The 14,627-nt window shown below is 65.0% G+C and carries 12 protein-coding genes; 9 read left to right on the top strand and 3 right to left on the bottom strand.

Annotated features, from left to right (window positions below; translation table 11 throughout):
- Positions 1 to 120 precede the first annotated feature (120 nt).
- From MLD24_RS07110 to MLD24_RS07095, 4 genes are all read left to right on the top strand, one after another.
- On the top strand, positions 121 to 1,725 hold the full coding sequence (locus tag MLD24_RS07110) for an ATP-binding protein (RefSeq protein ID WP_248165623.1): 1,605 nt from the start codon (positions 121 to 123) through the stop codon (positions 1,723 to 1,725).
- Entirely contained in the window at positions 1,722 to 2,432 is a 711-nt protein-coding gene (locus MLD24_RS07105; protein ID WP_227176015.1) for a response regulator, read from the top strand. Before MLD24_RS07110 ends, MLD24_RS07105 begins: the two co-directional genes overlap by 4 nt.
- A 126-nt stretch (positions 2,433 to 2,558) precedes the next feature.
- A complete protein-coding gene (locus tag MLD24_RS07100; protein WP_248165621.1) occupies positions 2,559 to 3,032 on the top strand; it encodes a DUF6231 family protein in 474 nt (157 codons plus the stop codon).
- Positions 3,033 to 3,070: 38 nt separating this feature from the next.
- The gene (locus MLD24_RS07095; protein ID WP_248165619.1) at positions 3,071 to 4,753 is read left to right on the top strand and encodes a phytoene desaturase family protein; all 1,683 of its coding nucleotides are present in this window, start codon (positions 3,071 to 3,073) and stop codon (positions 4,751 to 4,753) included.
- Between the two features lie 8 nt (positions 4,754 to 4,761).
- On the opposite strand, the gene MLD24_RS07090 is transcribed toward MLD24_RS07095, so the two are convergent.
- Complete coding sequence (locus MLD24_RS07090; RefSeq protein WP_248165617.1) at positions 4,762 to 5,517, bottom strand: fructosamine kinase family protein; 756 nt, start codon at positions 5,515 to 5,517, stop codon at positions 4,762 to 4,764.
- Between the two features lie 43 nt (positions 5,518 to 5,560).
- Here MLD24_RS07090 and MLD24_RS07085 point away from each other — a divergent pair, with 43 nt between their 5' ends.
- From MLD24_RS07085 to MLD24_RS07065, 5 genes are all read left to right on the top strand, one after another.
- Positions 5,561 to 6,001, top strand: a complete 441-nt coding sequence (locus MLD24_RS07085; protein ID WP_282450508.1) for a YkvA family protein — start codon at positions 5,561 to 5,563, stop codon at positions 5,999 to 6,001.
- Complete coding sequence (locus MLD24_RS07080; protein ID WP_248165615.1) at positions 5,998 to 6,723, top strand: sulfite exporter TauE/SafE family protein; 726 nt, start codon at positions 5,998 to 6,000, stop codon at positions 6,721 to 6,723. The genes MLD24_RS07085 and MLD24_RS07080 overlap by 4 nt, the downstream gene beginning before the upstream one ends.
- A gap of 112 nt (positions 6,724 to 6,835) precedes the next feature.
- Positions 6,836 to 7,615, top strand: a complete 780-nt coding sequence (gene pomA, locus MLD24_RS07075) for a flagellar motor protein PomA (protein WP_227173349.1) — start codon at positions 6,836 to 6,838, stop codon at positions 7,613 to 7,615.
- Positions 7,616 to 7,620: 5 nt separating this feature from the next.
- The gene (locus MLD24_RS07070; RefSeq protein WP_227173348.1) at positions 7,621 to 8,664 is read left to right on the top strand and encodes a MotB family protein; all 1,044 of its coding nucleotides are present in this window, start codon (positions 7,621 to 7,623) and stop codon (positions 8,662 to 8,664) included.
- Between the two features lie 280 nt (positions 8,665 to 8,944).
- On the top strand, positions 8,945 to 10,153 hold the full coding sequence (locus MLD24_RS07065) for an ammonium transporter (RefSeq protein ID WP_227173347.1): 1,209 nt from the start codon (positions 8,945 to 8,947) through the stop codon (positions 10,151 to 10,153).
- 18 nt (positions 10,154 to 10,171) lie between these two features.
- On the opposite strand, the gene MLD24_RS07060 is transcribed toward MLD24_RS07065, so the two are convergent.
- Complete coding sequence (locus MLD24_RS07060; RefSeq protein ID WP_248165613.1) at positions 10,172 to 13,309, bottom strand: efflux RND transporter permease subunit; 3,138 nt, start codon at positions 13,307 to 13,309, stop codon at positions 10,172 to 10,174.
- Entirely contained in the window at positions 13,309 to 14,541 is a 1,233-nt protein-coding gene (locus tag MLD24_RS07055) for an efflux RND transporter periplasmic adaptor subunit (RefSeq protein WP_248165611.1), read from the bottom strand. Before MLD24_RS07055 ends, MLD24_RS07060 begins: the two co-directional genes overlap by 1 nt.
- Positions 14,542 to 14,627: the final 86 nt, after the last annotated feature.

Below are 14,627 nucleotides of genomic sequence, written 5' to 3'. Positions count from 1 at the left end.
TTTTGGTCATATTGTTCACGGGCAATTCCCTGATGCCTGGAGTAACCTGAAGGGATAACCACAACAAACCAAAAACCGACCAGCCATACCGTGTTCCGCAAGCTCAAACTGAAAACCCGGATGATTCTCGCGCTGGGCCTGGTGGGCGCGCTGCAAACGCTGCTGATTGGCGGCTTTGCCGGCCACTACCTGAGCGATTCGCTGCACGATCAGATCGGCCAGCGCGCGCTGATGGTGGCCAAGACCGTCGCCGCCATGCCAGCGGTCATTTCCGGCGTTCGCAGCCGTGACCAGGCCCTGCTTAACCGCCTCAGTCGCCGGGTGGCGGCCACCAACGAAGCCCTGTTTATTGTCATCGGTGACCACAACGCCATTCGCCTGGCCCACCCCGACCCGGACCGCCTTGGTCATTCCATGGGCGACGACGACGGCGACTATGGCCAACAGGCACTGGTGGACGGCGAAGGCTACGTTGCCCTGGCCCGGGGCAGCCTGGGCTTCTCGATGCGGGGCAAGGCGCCGATTGTAGACCCGGCAAACGGCGAGATCGTTGGCATCGTCTCGGTGGGCTACGCCCTGGACCAGGTGCTGGCGACCATCCAGCGCTACCAGTGGGTGCTGTACGGGGTGATGGGGCTGATGCTGGTGGCCAGCGTGATCGCCGCAGTGATCATCGCCAGCCGCTTCAAGCGCGCCATCTTCGGCCTGGAGCCGGAAGAGATCGCCCGCCTGTTCGAGGAGCGGGAAGCCACCCTGCAGTCGGTTCGTGAGGGCATCATCGCCATCGACCGTCACGGCCACATCACCACCTTTAACCGGACCGCCATCGACACCCTGGGGCTGGACCCGGAGCTTCCGCTGACCGGCCAGCCCATCAACCGGGTGCTGCCGGAGAACAACCTGATGTCGGTGCTGACCAGCGGCGAGCCGGATTTTGACGAGGAGGTGTGGTTCCAGGGCCAGCAGATGGTGGTCAACCGCCTGCCGGTACGCCAGGGCGATGACATCATCGGGGTGGTGTCCAGCTTCCGCCGGCGCGACGAGCTGGACCAGATCAGCCAGCAGCTCACCCGTATCCGCCAGTACGCCGACACCCTGCGTAGCCAGACCCACGAGTACTCCAACAAGCTGCACACCATCGCCGGGCTGATCCAGATCGACGCCCGCGATGAAGCCCTGGCGCTGATTGGCAGCGAGGTCAGCGACCATCAGGCGCTGATCCAGCTGCTGCTGGAGGCGGTGCCCGACCCGGTGATCGCCGGCTGCCTGCTGGGCAAATACAACCGCGCCCGGGAAATGGGGCTGCGACTGGAAATCGATCCGGACAGCCAGATGGCCGACGTGCCCGACACCCTGCCCCGGGACCAGCTGGTGAGCGTGCTGGGCAACCTGATCGACAATGCCCTGGAGGCCACCCGCCAGCACCACGGCGCCGGTGGGACCGTCAGCCTGACCATGACCGATCTGGGCCATGATCTCATCTTCGAGGTGGACGATCAGGGGCCCGGCATCCCCGACGACCAGCAGCAACGCATCTTCGAGCGCGGGGTCTCCAGCAAGCCCAGCGAAGGCCATGGCATTGGCCTGTTCCTGGTGCGCCAGTTCGTCAACCGCTGGGGCGGCACCATCACCGTGGAAAACCGGCAGTCCGGCGGCAGCCGGTTTACACTGTATCTGCACAAGCAGTCATCCACCCAGTCGCCGCCCCCGGAGACCCCGCCCTGATGCCCTACCGTCTGCTGATTGTTGAGGACGATGCCCAGATTGCCGAAATCCAGCGCCGGTTCCTGGACCGCATCGACCAGGTGGAGCTGTGTGGCATTGCCCACTCCCTGGCCGATGCCCACGACCAGATCGAGGTGCTGGCGCCGGACCTGATCCTGCTGGACGTGCACTTTCCCGACGGTAGCGGGCTGGATCTGTTGCGCCAGCTTCGGGCGGCGGACAGCGCCAGCGACGTGATTCTGATCACCGCCGCCAAGGAAGTGGACACCCTGCGCAGCGCCCTGCGGGGCGGGGTGTTCGACTACATCCTCAAGCCCCTGGTATTTGAGCGGCTGGAAGAAGCCATTGCCAACTACCATCAGCACCGGCAACGACTGGAAGGGCTGAGCCGGGTGGCGCAGAAAGAGGTGGACCAGTTGCTGCCCCGGGCCGGCCAGGAGGGTGACAGCAGGCCCACACCACGCCTGCCCAAAGGCATCGACGCCCTCACCCTGGACAAGATTCGCGACGTGGTGGCCGGCGGTGACGACTGGAGCGCTGAGGCCGTCGGCCAACAGATGGGCGCCTCTCGCACCACCGCCCGCCGCTACCTGGAGTACCTGGTCAGCAGCGGTGAATTGCAGGCGGAGGTGAGCTACGGCAGCGTCGGCCGACCGGAACGGCGCTATCGCAGCCAGCGTGAAAACCACGACAGCCCGGGCCAATAGCGTCGCAGCACGCCGATAGCGTTACAGATGGAAATCGTGATCTACTCCGGTATGTAATATCGCCACGTCGCGTTACCATGTCCAAAACCCGTACTCGCGGCAGCAACCCTTCACCCGGAGAGCAACGTGACCAGTATCCAGCAGGCCTTTGCCACCATCATCGAGGACTGCCACCCCGACGCCCTGGTCAGCTGCGGCACCACCGCCGCCAACCTGGCGGACGCCTGGCAGCGTCAGCACGATGACTGCCACCACTACCGCCTCGACAGCGCCCACCCCAACGACGGCTTCCCACTCCCTGGCACCGCCGACCTGGCCCTGGTCTGCGACACCCTGGAGCACCATCCCCAGACAACCGGTGAGCTGCTGTTAGGCCAACTGCGTAACTACGGCACCCATCGCATCGTGGTCGCGGCCGGTGACGATTGGCCCTTCCGTGAGTTCATCGCCCTGGGTTTCCAGCGCCAGGGGCTGGTCAATGACGGAGACCGGGAACTCACCCTGTACAGCTACAATCTCGACCACTACAACCCGCGCCGACGCTGGAACAATCCGGATCACTGGGCCAACCCCCACATGTGGGACAAAGCCCGCTGGTGAGGCAACTCAGAGCACCAATAACAACAACAGGAGCCATCATGGACAGTGTAAAGACCACCCCCAAACTCAAACCCAGCACCATCCGCATCGGCCGGCGTTATCGCGCCAATCGCCTCGACGGGCCCTACGACGCCATCGTCATCGGCTCCGGCATTGGCGGGCTGACCACCGCCGCCTGCCTGTCCAAGGCGGGCAAGAAGGTGCTGGTGCTGGAGCAGCACTACACCGCCGGCGGCTATACCCACAGCTATGCCCGCAACGGCTACGAATGGGACGTGGGGGTGCACTACATCGGTGACATGGGCTCGCCCCACACCCTGGGCCGCAAGCTGTTTGATTACATCACCGACCATCAGCTGCGCTGGGCGCCGATGGACGACTGCTACGACCGTTTCTTCCTGGGTGACAAGGTGGTGAGCCTGCGCAGTGGCCGCGATGGTTTCCGGGACTCACTGGTCGAGGCATTCCCCGGCGAGGAACAGGCCATTGATCAGTACATTCGCCTGCTGGGCAAGGTCGCCGGAGGTATGCAGTGGTACACCCTGTCGAAACTGTCGCCGGGCGTGGTGGCACCCCTGCTGGGCAAGGGCCTCAGCAAGGTGCTGCCGGACTGTTTCAACCGCACCACCTACGAGGTGCTGTCCGAGCTGACCAGCAACGAGGAGCTGATCGGCGCTTTGGCAGGTCAGTGGGGGGACTGCGGGGTACCCCCAAAACAGTCCAGCTTCATGATTCACGCGCTGATCGCCAAGCACTACATCCACGGTGGCTACTACCCGGTGGGCGGCGCCTCGGAGATGGCCAAGACCATCATTCCGGTGATCCAGCAGAGCGGTGGCGAGGTGTTCACCTACGCCGACGTGGCCGGGATTATGGTCTCCAAAGGCAAGACCACCGGCGTGCGGATGAGCGATGGTGAAGAAATTCACGCCCCCATCGTGATCAGCAATGCCGGTGTCATCAACACCTTCGAATCCCTGCTGCCGGCCGAGGCCGCCCGCCGCTGCGGCTATCCGCGCAAGCGCCGTCACATTGAGCCCTCGATGCCCCACATCGGCCTCTACATTGGCGTACGCGGCACCGCTGAGGAACTGGAGCTGCCGAAAACCAACTTCTGGGTCTACCCCAGCGCCCACCACGACGCCAATGTGGCACGCTTCCTTGCCGATCCCGACAGCGAGTTTCCGGTGGTGTACATTTCCTTCCCGTCCGCCAAGGACCCGGACTACCAGAACCGCTGCCCTGGCACCGCCGCCATCGAAATCGTGGCCCCCTGTACCTACGAGCAGTTCGAGGCCTGGGAAGGCACAGTCTGGGGCAAACGCGGCGAAGACTATGAGGCCCGCAAGCACGCCATCACCGAACGGCTGATGCAGGTGCTGTACGACAAGCTACCGCAGCTCCAGGGCCGGGTGGATTATGTCGAGACCTCGACGCCACTCTCCACCGCCTGGTTCTGCCGTTACGGCCGCGGGGAAATCTACGGTCTGGACCATACCCCGGAACGCTTCGACCAGAGCTGGCTGCGCCCCAAGACCGCCATTGACGGGCTCTACCTCACCGGTCAGGACATTCTCACCTGTGGTGTGGTGGGGGCGATGATTGGCGGTCTGGTCACCACCCTGAGCATCCAGGGCTGGCGCGGCGCCGGTCTGGCCAAACGGATCTTTGTCGACAAGGGCGTGAGCGTCGACCACCAGGTGGTGTCCAGCCTGGCTTGAGGCGATCGTTACAGCCCTTCGATCACCGCCAGCGCGCGCCGGCAGCTGCCCAGGTAGCCGGCGCCAAACAGGTTGTAGTGGTTGAGGGCATGGTAGAGGTTGTAGATATCCCGTTTCACCGGGTAGGCGCCGGTCCGGGCCCAGGCCTGATCATAGGCGTGGTAGAAGCTGGCCGGAAAGCCGCCGAAGAACTCGGTCATCGCCAGGTCCGCCTCACGGTCGCCATAGTAGACCGCCGGATCGATCAGCCAGGCCGCGGTGGCGTCACACAGCACATTGCCAGACCAGAGATCGCCGTGCAGCAGGCTGGGTTGTGGGCAGTGGTCGTTGAGGAACGCCCGCAGTCGGTCACGCTGGCGGCGGATCACCGCCTCAAACTCCGCCTTCACCGCCGCCTCGGTAATACGGGCCAACTGGTCGCCGAGGCGACGATCGAGAAAGAACCGCCCCCACTCCCGGTCCGGGTCGTTGCGCTGGGGCGCCAGGCCAATGTAGTTGTCGTGATCCAGACCATAGTAGGGCTGGCGCAGCCGGTGCATCCCGGCCAGGTCCCGGCCCAGTTCCGCCATCTTCGTCGCCGATCCGGGGCCGGCGTCGATACGGTCAAGTAGTAGCGAGTGCTGATCCACCCGGTGCACCACCGGAATCCGCACCCGGGCATCCGGCACCCCGGCCAGGGCCTGACGCAACCGTTCCAGACCTTCGGCCTCCACCTGCAGGGCGTTGTCGTAGGTCGTCTGGTTCGCCTTTCGGTGCAGTGACATCATTCCTCCAATGCAATACTCTGCCGGCAACCGTTGGCGATCAATGCCACCTGACACTCTGGAGTCCGCCGTGTCGCCCATCGACCCCATCAATCCCAGGAAAGCCCGCCAGCAGCTGGACCAGGAAGCCGCCCAAGTTGGCGCCGCCGACCTCGACCACTTGCTGACCCGGCAACAGGCCATTGAGAAAAAGCTCAAGCAGAGCGGCAAGCTGGCCCGCTTCGGCACCGACATCCGACTGATGTTTGCCATGGTACGGGACTACGTGCGGGGGGACTATCGTGCGGTGCCCTGGAAAACCATCGCCGCGGTCGCCGGCGCCCTGCTCTACGTGCTTAACCCGCTGGATCTGGTGCCGGACCTGATCCTCGGCTTCGGCCTGCTGGACGACGCCACCGTGGTGGCGGCCTGCCTCAAACTGGTGGAAACCGACCTTCACCGCTACGCCGCCTGGCGTGAGCTGCGCGACGAGCAGCCGCAATGACCGACGTCACCCTGCTGCAGATCGTACTGGCCAACCTGGCGGTGGCAGCCGGCGCCTGCCTGCAGGGCGTCGCCGGCTATGGCATCGGCACCCTGTCGGCGCCGTTGCTGTTCCTGATCAGCCCGCTGTTTGTGCCCGGCCCGCTGACCCTCAATGCCATGGTGCTGACGGTGCTGTTGCTGCTACGCAACCGCGCCAATCTCAGTTTCCGCGAAGTCCGCTTCGCCATCGGCGGCGATGTGGTGGGCACCCTGCTGGCAGCGGGCACCCTGGTGGTGCTGTCGGCGGATGGCTTCGAGCTGGCCTTTGGTCTACTGATCCTCACCGCCGTCGGGCTCAGTGTCGCCGGTCTGCGACCACCGCTGTCGCCCCGTAGCAGCGTGCTGGCTGGTGCGGCGTCGGGCTACATGGGCACCATCACTGCCGTCGGCGGCCCGCCCATCGCGCTGATCTACCAGAACGAGTCCGGGCCGCTGGTGCGGGCCAACCTGTCGGCGTTCTTCCTGTTCGCTTCGTCCGCCAGCATCGTCGCCCTGGTGTTGTCCGGGTATATCCAGGCCCGGGAGCTGATGCTGTTTGCCGTTACCGTGCCGGGAGTGTTTGCCGGCTACCTGTTGTCCGGGGTGCTGGTACACCGCATTCCCTTTACCGCGCTACGCCCGGTAATCCTGGGGATTGCCGCCATTGCCGGCGCTGCCGCCGTGGTTCGCGGGCTCAGCTGAAACGACGCTCGCCAGGCCACACTTCCACCAAAAGGCGACGCCCGGTCGTTGCGGCCTGGCCGGCGGCGCACTATCCTTGCTCTGTCCCTGTGTTTCCAACCTTGGAGTTGTCGTGGATTTCGCCACCCTTATTGGCCTGGTCGGGGCCATCCTGCTTATCGCCTCTGCCATCATTCTCGGGGTTTCCCCGGGCGTGTTCATCAATGGCGCGTCACTGCTGATCGTGGTAGGCGGCAGCCTGCTGGTGGTGCTGGCAAAGTTCAGCTTTGGCCAGTTCCTCGGTGCCTTCAAGGTGGCGGCCCGGGCCTTCAAGTTCAAACTGCCCGATACCGAAGAAAGCATCGACGAAATCATCGAGATCGCCCAGGTGGCCCGCAAGGAAGGGGTTCTGGGGCTGGAAGGCCGAGAGGTCAGCTCGCCGTTCCTGCAACAGGGCATCCAGATGCTGGTGGACGGCCAGACCGCCGACACCATCAAGGAGCTGCTGTCCAAGGAACGGCTGATGACGCTGGATCACAATCGCTCCGGTGCCAAGGTGTTCACCGCTCTGGGAGATGTCGCTCCCGCCATGGGCATGATTGGTACCCTGGTCGGTCTGGTGCAGATGCTCTCCAACATGGAAGACCCAAAATCCATCGGCCCGGCGATGGCGGTGGCGCTGCTCACCACCCTCTACGGTGCCATGATCGCCACCATGATCGCCGGCCCGATCGCTGACAAGCTGACCCTGCGGATGACTGAAGAGGCCCGCATGCAGTCGCTGTACATCGACGCCCTGGTGGCGATTCAGGAAGGCAAGAACCCCCGCATCATTGAACAGCTGCTGACCAGCTACCTGCCCCCCAACAAACGCGACCGCAATGGCAACGGCGCTGAGCAGGCTGCCGGGTAGGAACCATGGACGAACTACCGGAAGAGGAAAAACCGGGCATCCCGGCGTGGGTGGTTACCTTCGCCGACTTGATGTCGCTGCTGATGTGCTTCTTCGTGCTGCTGCTGTCGTTCTCCGAGATCGACGCCCAGAAGTTCAAGCAGATCGCCGGTGAACTGGCCAAAGCCTTCGGCGTACAGCGGGATGTGCCGGCCCTGGAGGTTCCTATGGGAACCAGTCCGGTGTTCGACACCTTCTCCCCGGCTCCCCCGGAACCGACTTTGGTGAACGAAGTCAAACAGACCACCTCGGAGCAGGACCCGCAGCTGGCAACCCTGCGTAGCCAGATCCAGCAGCAGATCGACGATCAGATCGAACAGCAGATGTCGGAGACCACCGCCCAGGTTGCCGAGGTACTGGACGACGCCATCCGTGACGGCCGCGTGCAACTGGCAGAGGATCAGGACCAGCATCGCATCATCATCCGCATTGAGGAGCGGGGCTCGTTCCCGTCAGGCTCAGCGGAGCTGACCTGGGAATTCGAGGGCCTGCTGCTGGACATGGCGGAGGTGTTCGCCGACATTCCCGGCAAGCTCACCATCGAAGGCCACACCGATAACGTGCCCATCAACAGTGCCCGATTCCAAAGCAACTGGGACCTGTCGGCGGTGCGAGCCGCCACCGTCGCCAATGTGCTGCTGGAAAGCGGCGCGGTGGAACAGGAGCGGCTGGTGGTTAAGGGCCTCGCCGCCACCCAGCCGCGGGCCGCCAACGACAGCCCGGAGAACCGGGCGCTGAACCGGCGGGTGGAGATCATCATCGACCTGTCCGGGCCGATGCGGGAGGAGGAAGCCCGTCTGCGGGAACTGATCGAAAGCGGCGACACCGGCCTGCTGATACCCGACATGGAATCGATCTCGCCGACCGACAGTGAGCAGCCCCGGCCCCAACCGGCGCCCCAGACAACCATGCCAGCCCCGGCGCCTGAGCCGGCCCAAACGTCACCTGAACCGGCGGCAGAACCCAATCAGGACACCGAGCCCGCGGACAACAACGACTTTACCTGGTAACCCTGCGTACGGGTTCGCACCCACCGGGCTCGCACCAGCCCGCCAAGCTCGCACCAAGAGAGAGCCCTGGCGTGACATTTCGCACCGGACCGCACCAGTCCGGTGCAGATTACGCGAGTCTCCACACTCGAATATTCCAGCTTGCCCCATTGTTTGGCGTTAACCACCGCTTCTGCCGCTAAATGCGCCAAACTGGAACACTAATTGCTGGCAACTCTCCACGTTGATTCCAAAAAATGCCTGTCAAACGGGCAACCTATAACTTCAGGAGCGATCACACGTGGATATCACCAGCGCAGTGCACACGCTGACCGCCAGTGCCAACACCCTGTTCATTCTCATCGGCGCCATTATGGTGCTGGCCATGCATGCCGGCTTTGCCTTCCTTGAGGTCGGCACCGTCCGTCACAAGAACCAGGTCAATGCCCTGGTCAAGATCATGACCGACTTCGGCATCTCCGCCGTGGTCTACTTTTTTATCGGCTACTACGTCGCCTACGGCAACCACTTCATGGCCAGCGCCAGCGAGCTGACCGCAGGCAACGGCTATGATCTGGTGAAGTTTTTCTTCCTGATGACCTTTGCCGCCGCCATTCCTGCCATTGTCTCCGGCGGTATTGCCGAACGCGCCCGCTTCTACCCCATGCTGATCGCCTCCGGGCTGATCGTGGGCCTGGTCTACCCGTTCTTCGAGGGTCTGATCTGGAACGGCAACTACGGCTTCCAGGCCTGGCTGGAGGCCCAGTTTGGTGCAGGCTTCCACGACTTTGCCGGCTCGGTGGTGGTGCACGGCGTCGGTGGCTGGATCGCCCTCGCCGCCGTCCTGTTGCTGGGCGCCCGTAACGGTCGCTACCGCAATGGCCGGGTGGTGGCGTTCGCACCGTCCAACATTCCCTTCCTGGCGCTGGGGGCCTGGATTCTCACCGTTGGCTGGTTCGGCTTCAACGTCATGTCCGCCCAGACCCTGGACGGCATCAGCGGCCTGGTGGCGGTCAACAGCCTGATGGCCATGGTGGGTGGCGTGCTGGTGTCGATGCTGCTGGGCCGCAAGGACCCGGGCTTTATCCACAACGGCCCGCTGGCCGGCCTGGTGGCGGTCTGCGCCGGCTCGGACCTGATGCATCCGGTGGGCGCCCTGGTCACCGGTGGCATTGCCGGTGCCCTGTTCGTTTACCTGTTTGAGTGGGCCCAGGCCAAGATCGAGCGCCTGGACGACGTGCTGGGGGTTTGGCCGCTGCACGGCATCTGCGGGGTCTGGGGTGGCATCGCCGCCGGCATCTTCGGCCAGCAGGCCCTCGGCGGCCTTGGCGGGGTCAGCCTGATGGCACAGATCGTCGGCTCTCTCGCCGGTGTCGCCATCGCTCTGGCCGGTGGCCTGATCGTCTACGGCGCCATACAGGCGATCTCCGGACTGCGCCTGAGCGAGGAAGAAGAGTTCAACGGCGCCGACGTCAGCATTCACCGCATCGGCGCCACCTCAATGGAATGATCCCCCGCCGTGGCGGTGTTACTCCGCCACGGCCGCCGGCCTTCCCCGGCGCTGCTGACGCCACACCCGGAACTGCTCCAGGTAGGACAGCAGCGCTGGGATCACCACCAGCACCAGCAGGGTCGACAGCCCCAGGCCGAAGGCGATGGAGGTCGCCATGGGAATCAGGAACTGGGCCTGCAGTGACGTTTCAAACAGCAGCGGCAACAGGCCGCCAATGGTGGTCAGCGAGGTCAGCACCACCGCCCGTACCCGCTGCACCACCGCCTCGTTGAGCGCATCCAGGATGGTCAGTCCCTTTGCCCGTTGCTGGTTGTAGAAGGTCACCAGGATGATGGCGTTGTTGACCACGATGCCCGACAGCCCAAACAACCCGAACAGCGACAAAATGGTGAGCTGAAGCCCCATAATCCAGTGGCCCAGCAGCGCCCCCACCAACGCAAACGGGATGATCGCCATCACGATCAGCGGCAGGCTCCAGGACGCAAACACCCACACCAGCACCACATACATCAGCCCCAGACCGATCACCAGGCCGGTGCGCATGTCCGCAAGCGTCTCGCGCTGGTCCGCCAGCCGTCCCTCAAAGCTGTAACGCAGGTTGTAGCGGCTGGCCAGCTCCGGCAACACCGTTTCCTCCAGACTTTCCTTGGCCTGGTCGGCGGTGCTGATGCGGGTGTCCAGCGAGGCACCCACCTCCACCGCCAACTGACCATCGGCGTGGCGCAGGGCCTGGAAGCCCTGACGATGATCCAGTGTCATGACCTGGTCGAGGGGCACGAATCGTCCATCCGGCACCCGCACCGTCAGCCGCGACAGCGTCGCCAGTTGTTCACGCTGGTCCCGTGGCAGCTGCACCCGCACCTCAATCTCGTCGCGACCGTCCTGGTAGACCTGGGCAATGCGGCCATCGAAGGCCGCCCGCAACTGCCGCCCCAGGCTTTCGGTGGTCAGTCCCAGGGCGTCACCGAAAGGATTGACCGCGTAGATCAGCTGCTCCCGCCCCCAGGGCATGTCGTCGCCGCTGTCCAGTACTCCGGGCAGACCGCGAATGGCCTCGTTCAACGCTTCCGCCGCCTGTTTCAGCTCACCGGCGTTGTCACCGGTGAGTCGCACCGCCAGATCCTTGCCCGGTGGGCCGGCATTGCGGGCCTCCAGGTTGAGGCTCTCCAGCCCCGCCGGCAGCGTCAGCCGTGACTGCCAGGCGCGAATGAACTCGGGGTTGCGGACGCTGCGCTGGTCCGAGGGCACCAGCTCCACCATAATCCCGCCAACCTCATCGCCCTGACGACTGCCGCCCTCCGCCGCCAGGGTCTGACCGTGGCTGGTAACGGCGTGCAGGATCAGATTGCCGCCCAGGGCCTGTTCGGTGTCGTTGAGAGTCGCCTCCATCTCGGCGAGGAAGCGGTCCACCGTCGCCCGACTGGTGCCGGTAACGAAGCTGGCGTTGGCATAGAAGATCGACGGCTCCGGCGACGGGAAAAAGTTGAACGGCAGCCGCCCGCCTACCAGCAGCCCGACGGTGAACAGCCCCAGCGCCAGCGCGCCGCACAGGGTGGCGCCACGGTAATGCAGGGTGAACCGGGAAAACCGCCGGAACGGCCCTTCGCGGAAACGCTCGAAGCCCTGCTCAAAGCGGCCCCGCAGCCGTGCCACCGGTGACGGTCGCCGCCTCGGGGTCTGATCGGCCGGCACAAAGGCGTGGCGCAGATGCGCGGGCAGCACAATGAAACACTCCACCAGCGACGCCGCCAGCACACAGATCATCACCAGCGGGATGTCCTGCAGGATGTTGCCTATGATGCCCCCCACCACCAGCAACGGCATGAACGCCGCCACCGTGGTCAGCGACGACGCCAGCACCGGCCATACCATGCGCCGGGCGGCGCCTTCGGAGGCATGCATAGAGCCCTCCCCCATGCGGGCGTGGGCATCGGCATCCTCCCCCACCACGATGGCGTCATCCACAATCACCCCCAGCGCCATGATCAGCGCAAACAGCGAAATCATGTTGATGGAGCCACCGATCAGCCACAGCACGATCATCGACGCCAGAAACGCGGTGGGGATACCGACGGCCACCCACCAGGCCACCCGCCCCGGCAGGAACAGGTACAACAGCAGGATCACCAGCACCAGGCCGCCCAGACCATTGTTGATCAGCAGCGAAATGCGGTCGTCGATCAGTTGCCAGGACTCGTCGTACACCTCCAGTTGTACCGTCGGCGGCAGCGTCGGACCAGTCCGTTCCAGCCAGCGCGCCAGGACCTCAGCCGCTTTCAGCGAGTCGCCATCCTCCGAGCGGCTGAGCAACAGCTCCACCGCGGGCTGGCCATCGCGGCTCAGCATCACCTGGCCGGTCCGCGGTTCCTGGCGGATAATGGCGACGTCCCCCAGGGTAATGCGCACCCGGTCACTGCTGACCAGCGGCACGGCTGCAAAGGCGTCCGGGGTTCGCCGCTGTTCCACCGAACGCAGTTCGCGGGTGGCGTCCTGCTGGCCCAGCAGTCCCGCCGGCAGGTCCCGCGACACCGAGCGCACCCGGTCGGCAATCTGGTCCAGCGACAGACCCAGGCCGTCCAGCTCGGCCGCCGGGATCTCGATGCTGACTTGCAGCTCCGGCAGGCCTTTGAGGTCCACCCGGTCGATGCCGGCGTCCAGCAGTTCGTTCTCAAAACGGTAGGCCAGCGCCCGCCGCTCGTCGTCGGTGAGATCGCCGAACACCAGCAGCCGCGCGACCGGGTCATACCGCTCGATCCGGGCCACCTGGGGCTCCTCGGCATCCACCGGCAGGTTGGTGAACTCGTCCACCCGCTGACGGACATCGTCCAGTGCCTGGATCGGATCGGTGCCCTCATGGAATTCCAGGGAGATGTTGCTGATGCCCTGGGCCGAGGTGGAGGTCATTTTCTTCAGCCCCTCCAGATTGCGCAGCCGCTGCTCCAGGGGATCGGTGATGCCCTGCTCCACGTCCTCGGCGGACGCCCCGCTCCAGGGCACCCGCACACTGACGATGTCGAGGGCAAAGGTGGGGAAGAACTGGATGTTCATCCGGCTCATCGCCAGCACACCGCCGAGCAGCATCACCAGCATCACCAGGTTGGCGGCGACCCGGTGGTGAACAAAGAAACCGATGACACCCCGTCGATTGGCCATCAGCTATCCGCCCCCTTGACCACGTCCACCCGCAGGCCGTTGACGGCGTTTGGCAGGTGGGTCACCACCAGTTGCTGGCCCGCCGCCAGCTCGGGTGAGGCAATCAGGGTCCAGGGGCGTGACCGGCCCTGGCGCAGCTCACCCAGGCGGGTCACGGCGATTCGCTGCATGCGCCCCTGGTCATTGACCACGTAGACACTGTCGTTGCCATAGAGCGCACTGAAGGGGACTGCCACGGCGTCGATCACGGCGGGACGCTGCAGAATCACCGGCACCATGGCACCGGGACGCAGACCATCGGCGCGGCCCTGCAGCCGGAAGATGGCCTCGGTGCCGGTGGGGTCGCTCTGGCCGGCAAAGCGCACCAGACGGAAGCGGGCATCGCCCTCCACCGCCTTCGCCTGCAACGGAGTGTCTTCGGCCAGTGCCGCTGCCAGCTCCTGGCGATAGCCCTGGGGAACGCGGGCCCGCAACTCCAGGCCCTCGTCGGGGTACACCGTCAGCAGTGCCTGGTAGCGGTTGACCTGATCCCCCGGTGCCACCTGCAGGTTGGTGACCCGCCCGTCGAACGGCGCCACCACCTCACTGCGCCGCAGATCCCGCTGTACCGAACTGAGGCGGGCGTTCGCCCGTTGCAGTTGCGCCTGCAACCGCTGCAGCCGGCTGGGATGGTCGTCCAGTGCCTGCTGACGCGCCACCAGCGCCAACCGGGCTCGGGCCAGCGCATCGGTGGCGGCCTCCAGCTGATCCCGGGACGCCAGATTGCGCTCCACCAGGGTGGCAATGCGGGACAACTGACGTTCGGCGTTGGCGACGATGTCCTGCTCACTCTCCAGCGCGGCCTGATCGGCCCGGTGACGCACCCGCTCCGAGGTCAGTTGCGCCCGGCTGTCGGCGACATCGGCCTCGGCGTCCGCCAGCAGCGGCTGCAGGTCGGCATCCGCCAGCCGCAGCAGTACCTGCCCGCGCCGGACTGCTTCACCCTCCTGCACCGGGCGTTCCGCCACCACCGCCGCCACCGGCGCTGACAGGGTAACCTGCCGGGGAGCGGTCAGTTGACCGTAGAGCGACAGCTCCGGCTGATGACGGGCGGGACGCACGGTCTGGGTTTCAACCCGCCAGCTGCGCTCCTCGGCCTTGACCTCGACCGGTTCCGGCCGGGTGTACTTGAGCAGCAGAAAGCCGGCAATACCCAGGGCCAGGATGGCGAGGGCGATCAGACGTCGTCGCATGGGGACTCCTTGAAATCCAGTGGAGCCACGGCCGGCCCCTTCAGCTTTGGAAAACAGCACGTCGTTATTTGCAGCCGAGTGATCGG

The sequence above is a fragment of the Marinobacter xestospongiae genome, assembly GCF_023156385.1.
GTDB lineage: Bacteria > Pseudomonadota > Gammaproteobacteria > Pseudomonadales > Oleiphilaceae > Marinobacter > Marinobacter xestospongiae.
This window is presented reverse-complemented; position numbering and strand designations above follow the sequence as displayed.

Coding starts and splice junctions, on each gene's coding strand:
- MLD24_RS07090 (WP_248165617.1), bottom strand. CDS start 5,517: ATGTCACTGCACCGAAAGGCGAACCAGACGACCTACGACAACGCCCTG.
- MLD24_RS07060 (WP_248165613.1), bottom strand. CDS start 13,309: ATGGCCAATCGACGGGGTGTCATCGGTTTCTTTGTTCACCACCGGGTC.
- MLD24_RS07095 (WP_248165619.1), top strand. CDS start 3,071: ATGGACAGTGTAAAGACCACCCCCAAACTCAAACCCAGCACCATCCGC.
- MLD24_RS07055 (WP_248165611.1), bottom strand. CDS start 14,541: ATGCGACGACGTCTGATCGCCCTCGCCATCCTGGCCCTGGGTATTGCC.
- MLD24_RS07080 (WP_248165615.1), top strand. CDS start 5,998: ATGACCGACGTCACCCTGCTGCAGATCGTACTGGCCAACCTGGCGGTG.
- MLD24_RS07070 (WP_227173348.1), top strand. CDS start 7,621: ATGGACGAACTACCGGAAGAGGAAAAACCGGGCATCCCGGCGTGGGTG.
- MLD24_RS07085 (WP_282450508.1), top strand. CDS start 5,561: ATGCCACCTGACACTCTGGAGTCCGCCGTGTCGCCCATCGACCCCATC.
- MLD24_RS07110 (WP_248165623.1), top strand. CDS start 121: ATGATTCTCGCGCTGGGCCTGGTGGGCGCGCTGCAAACGCTGCTGATT.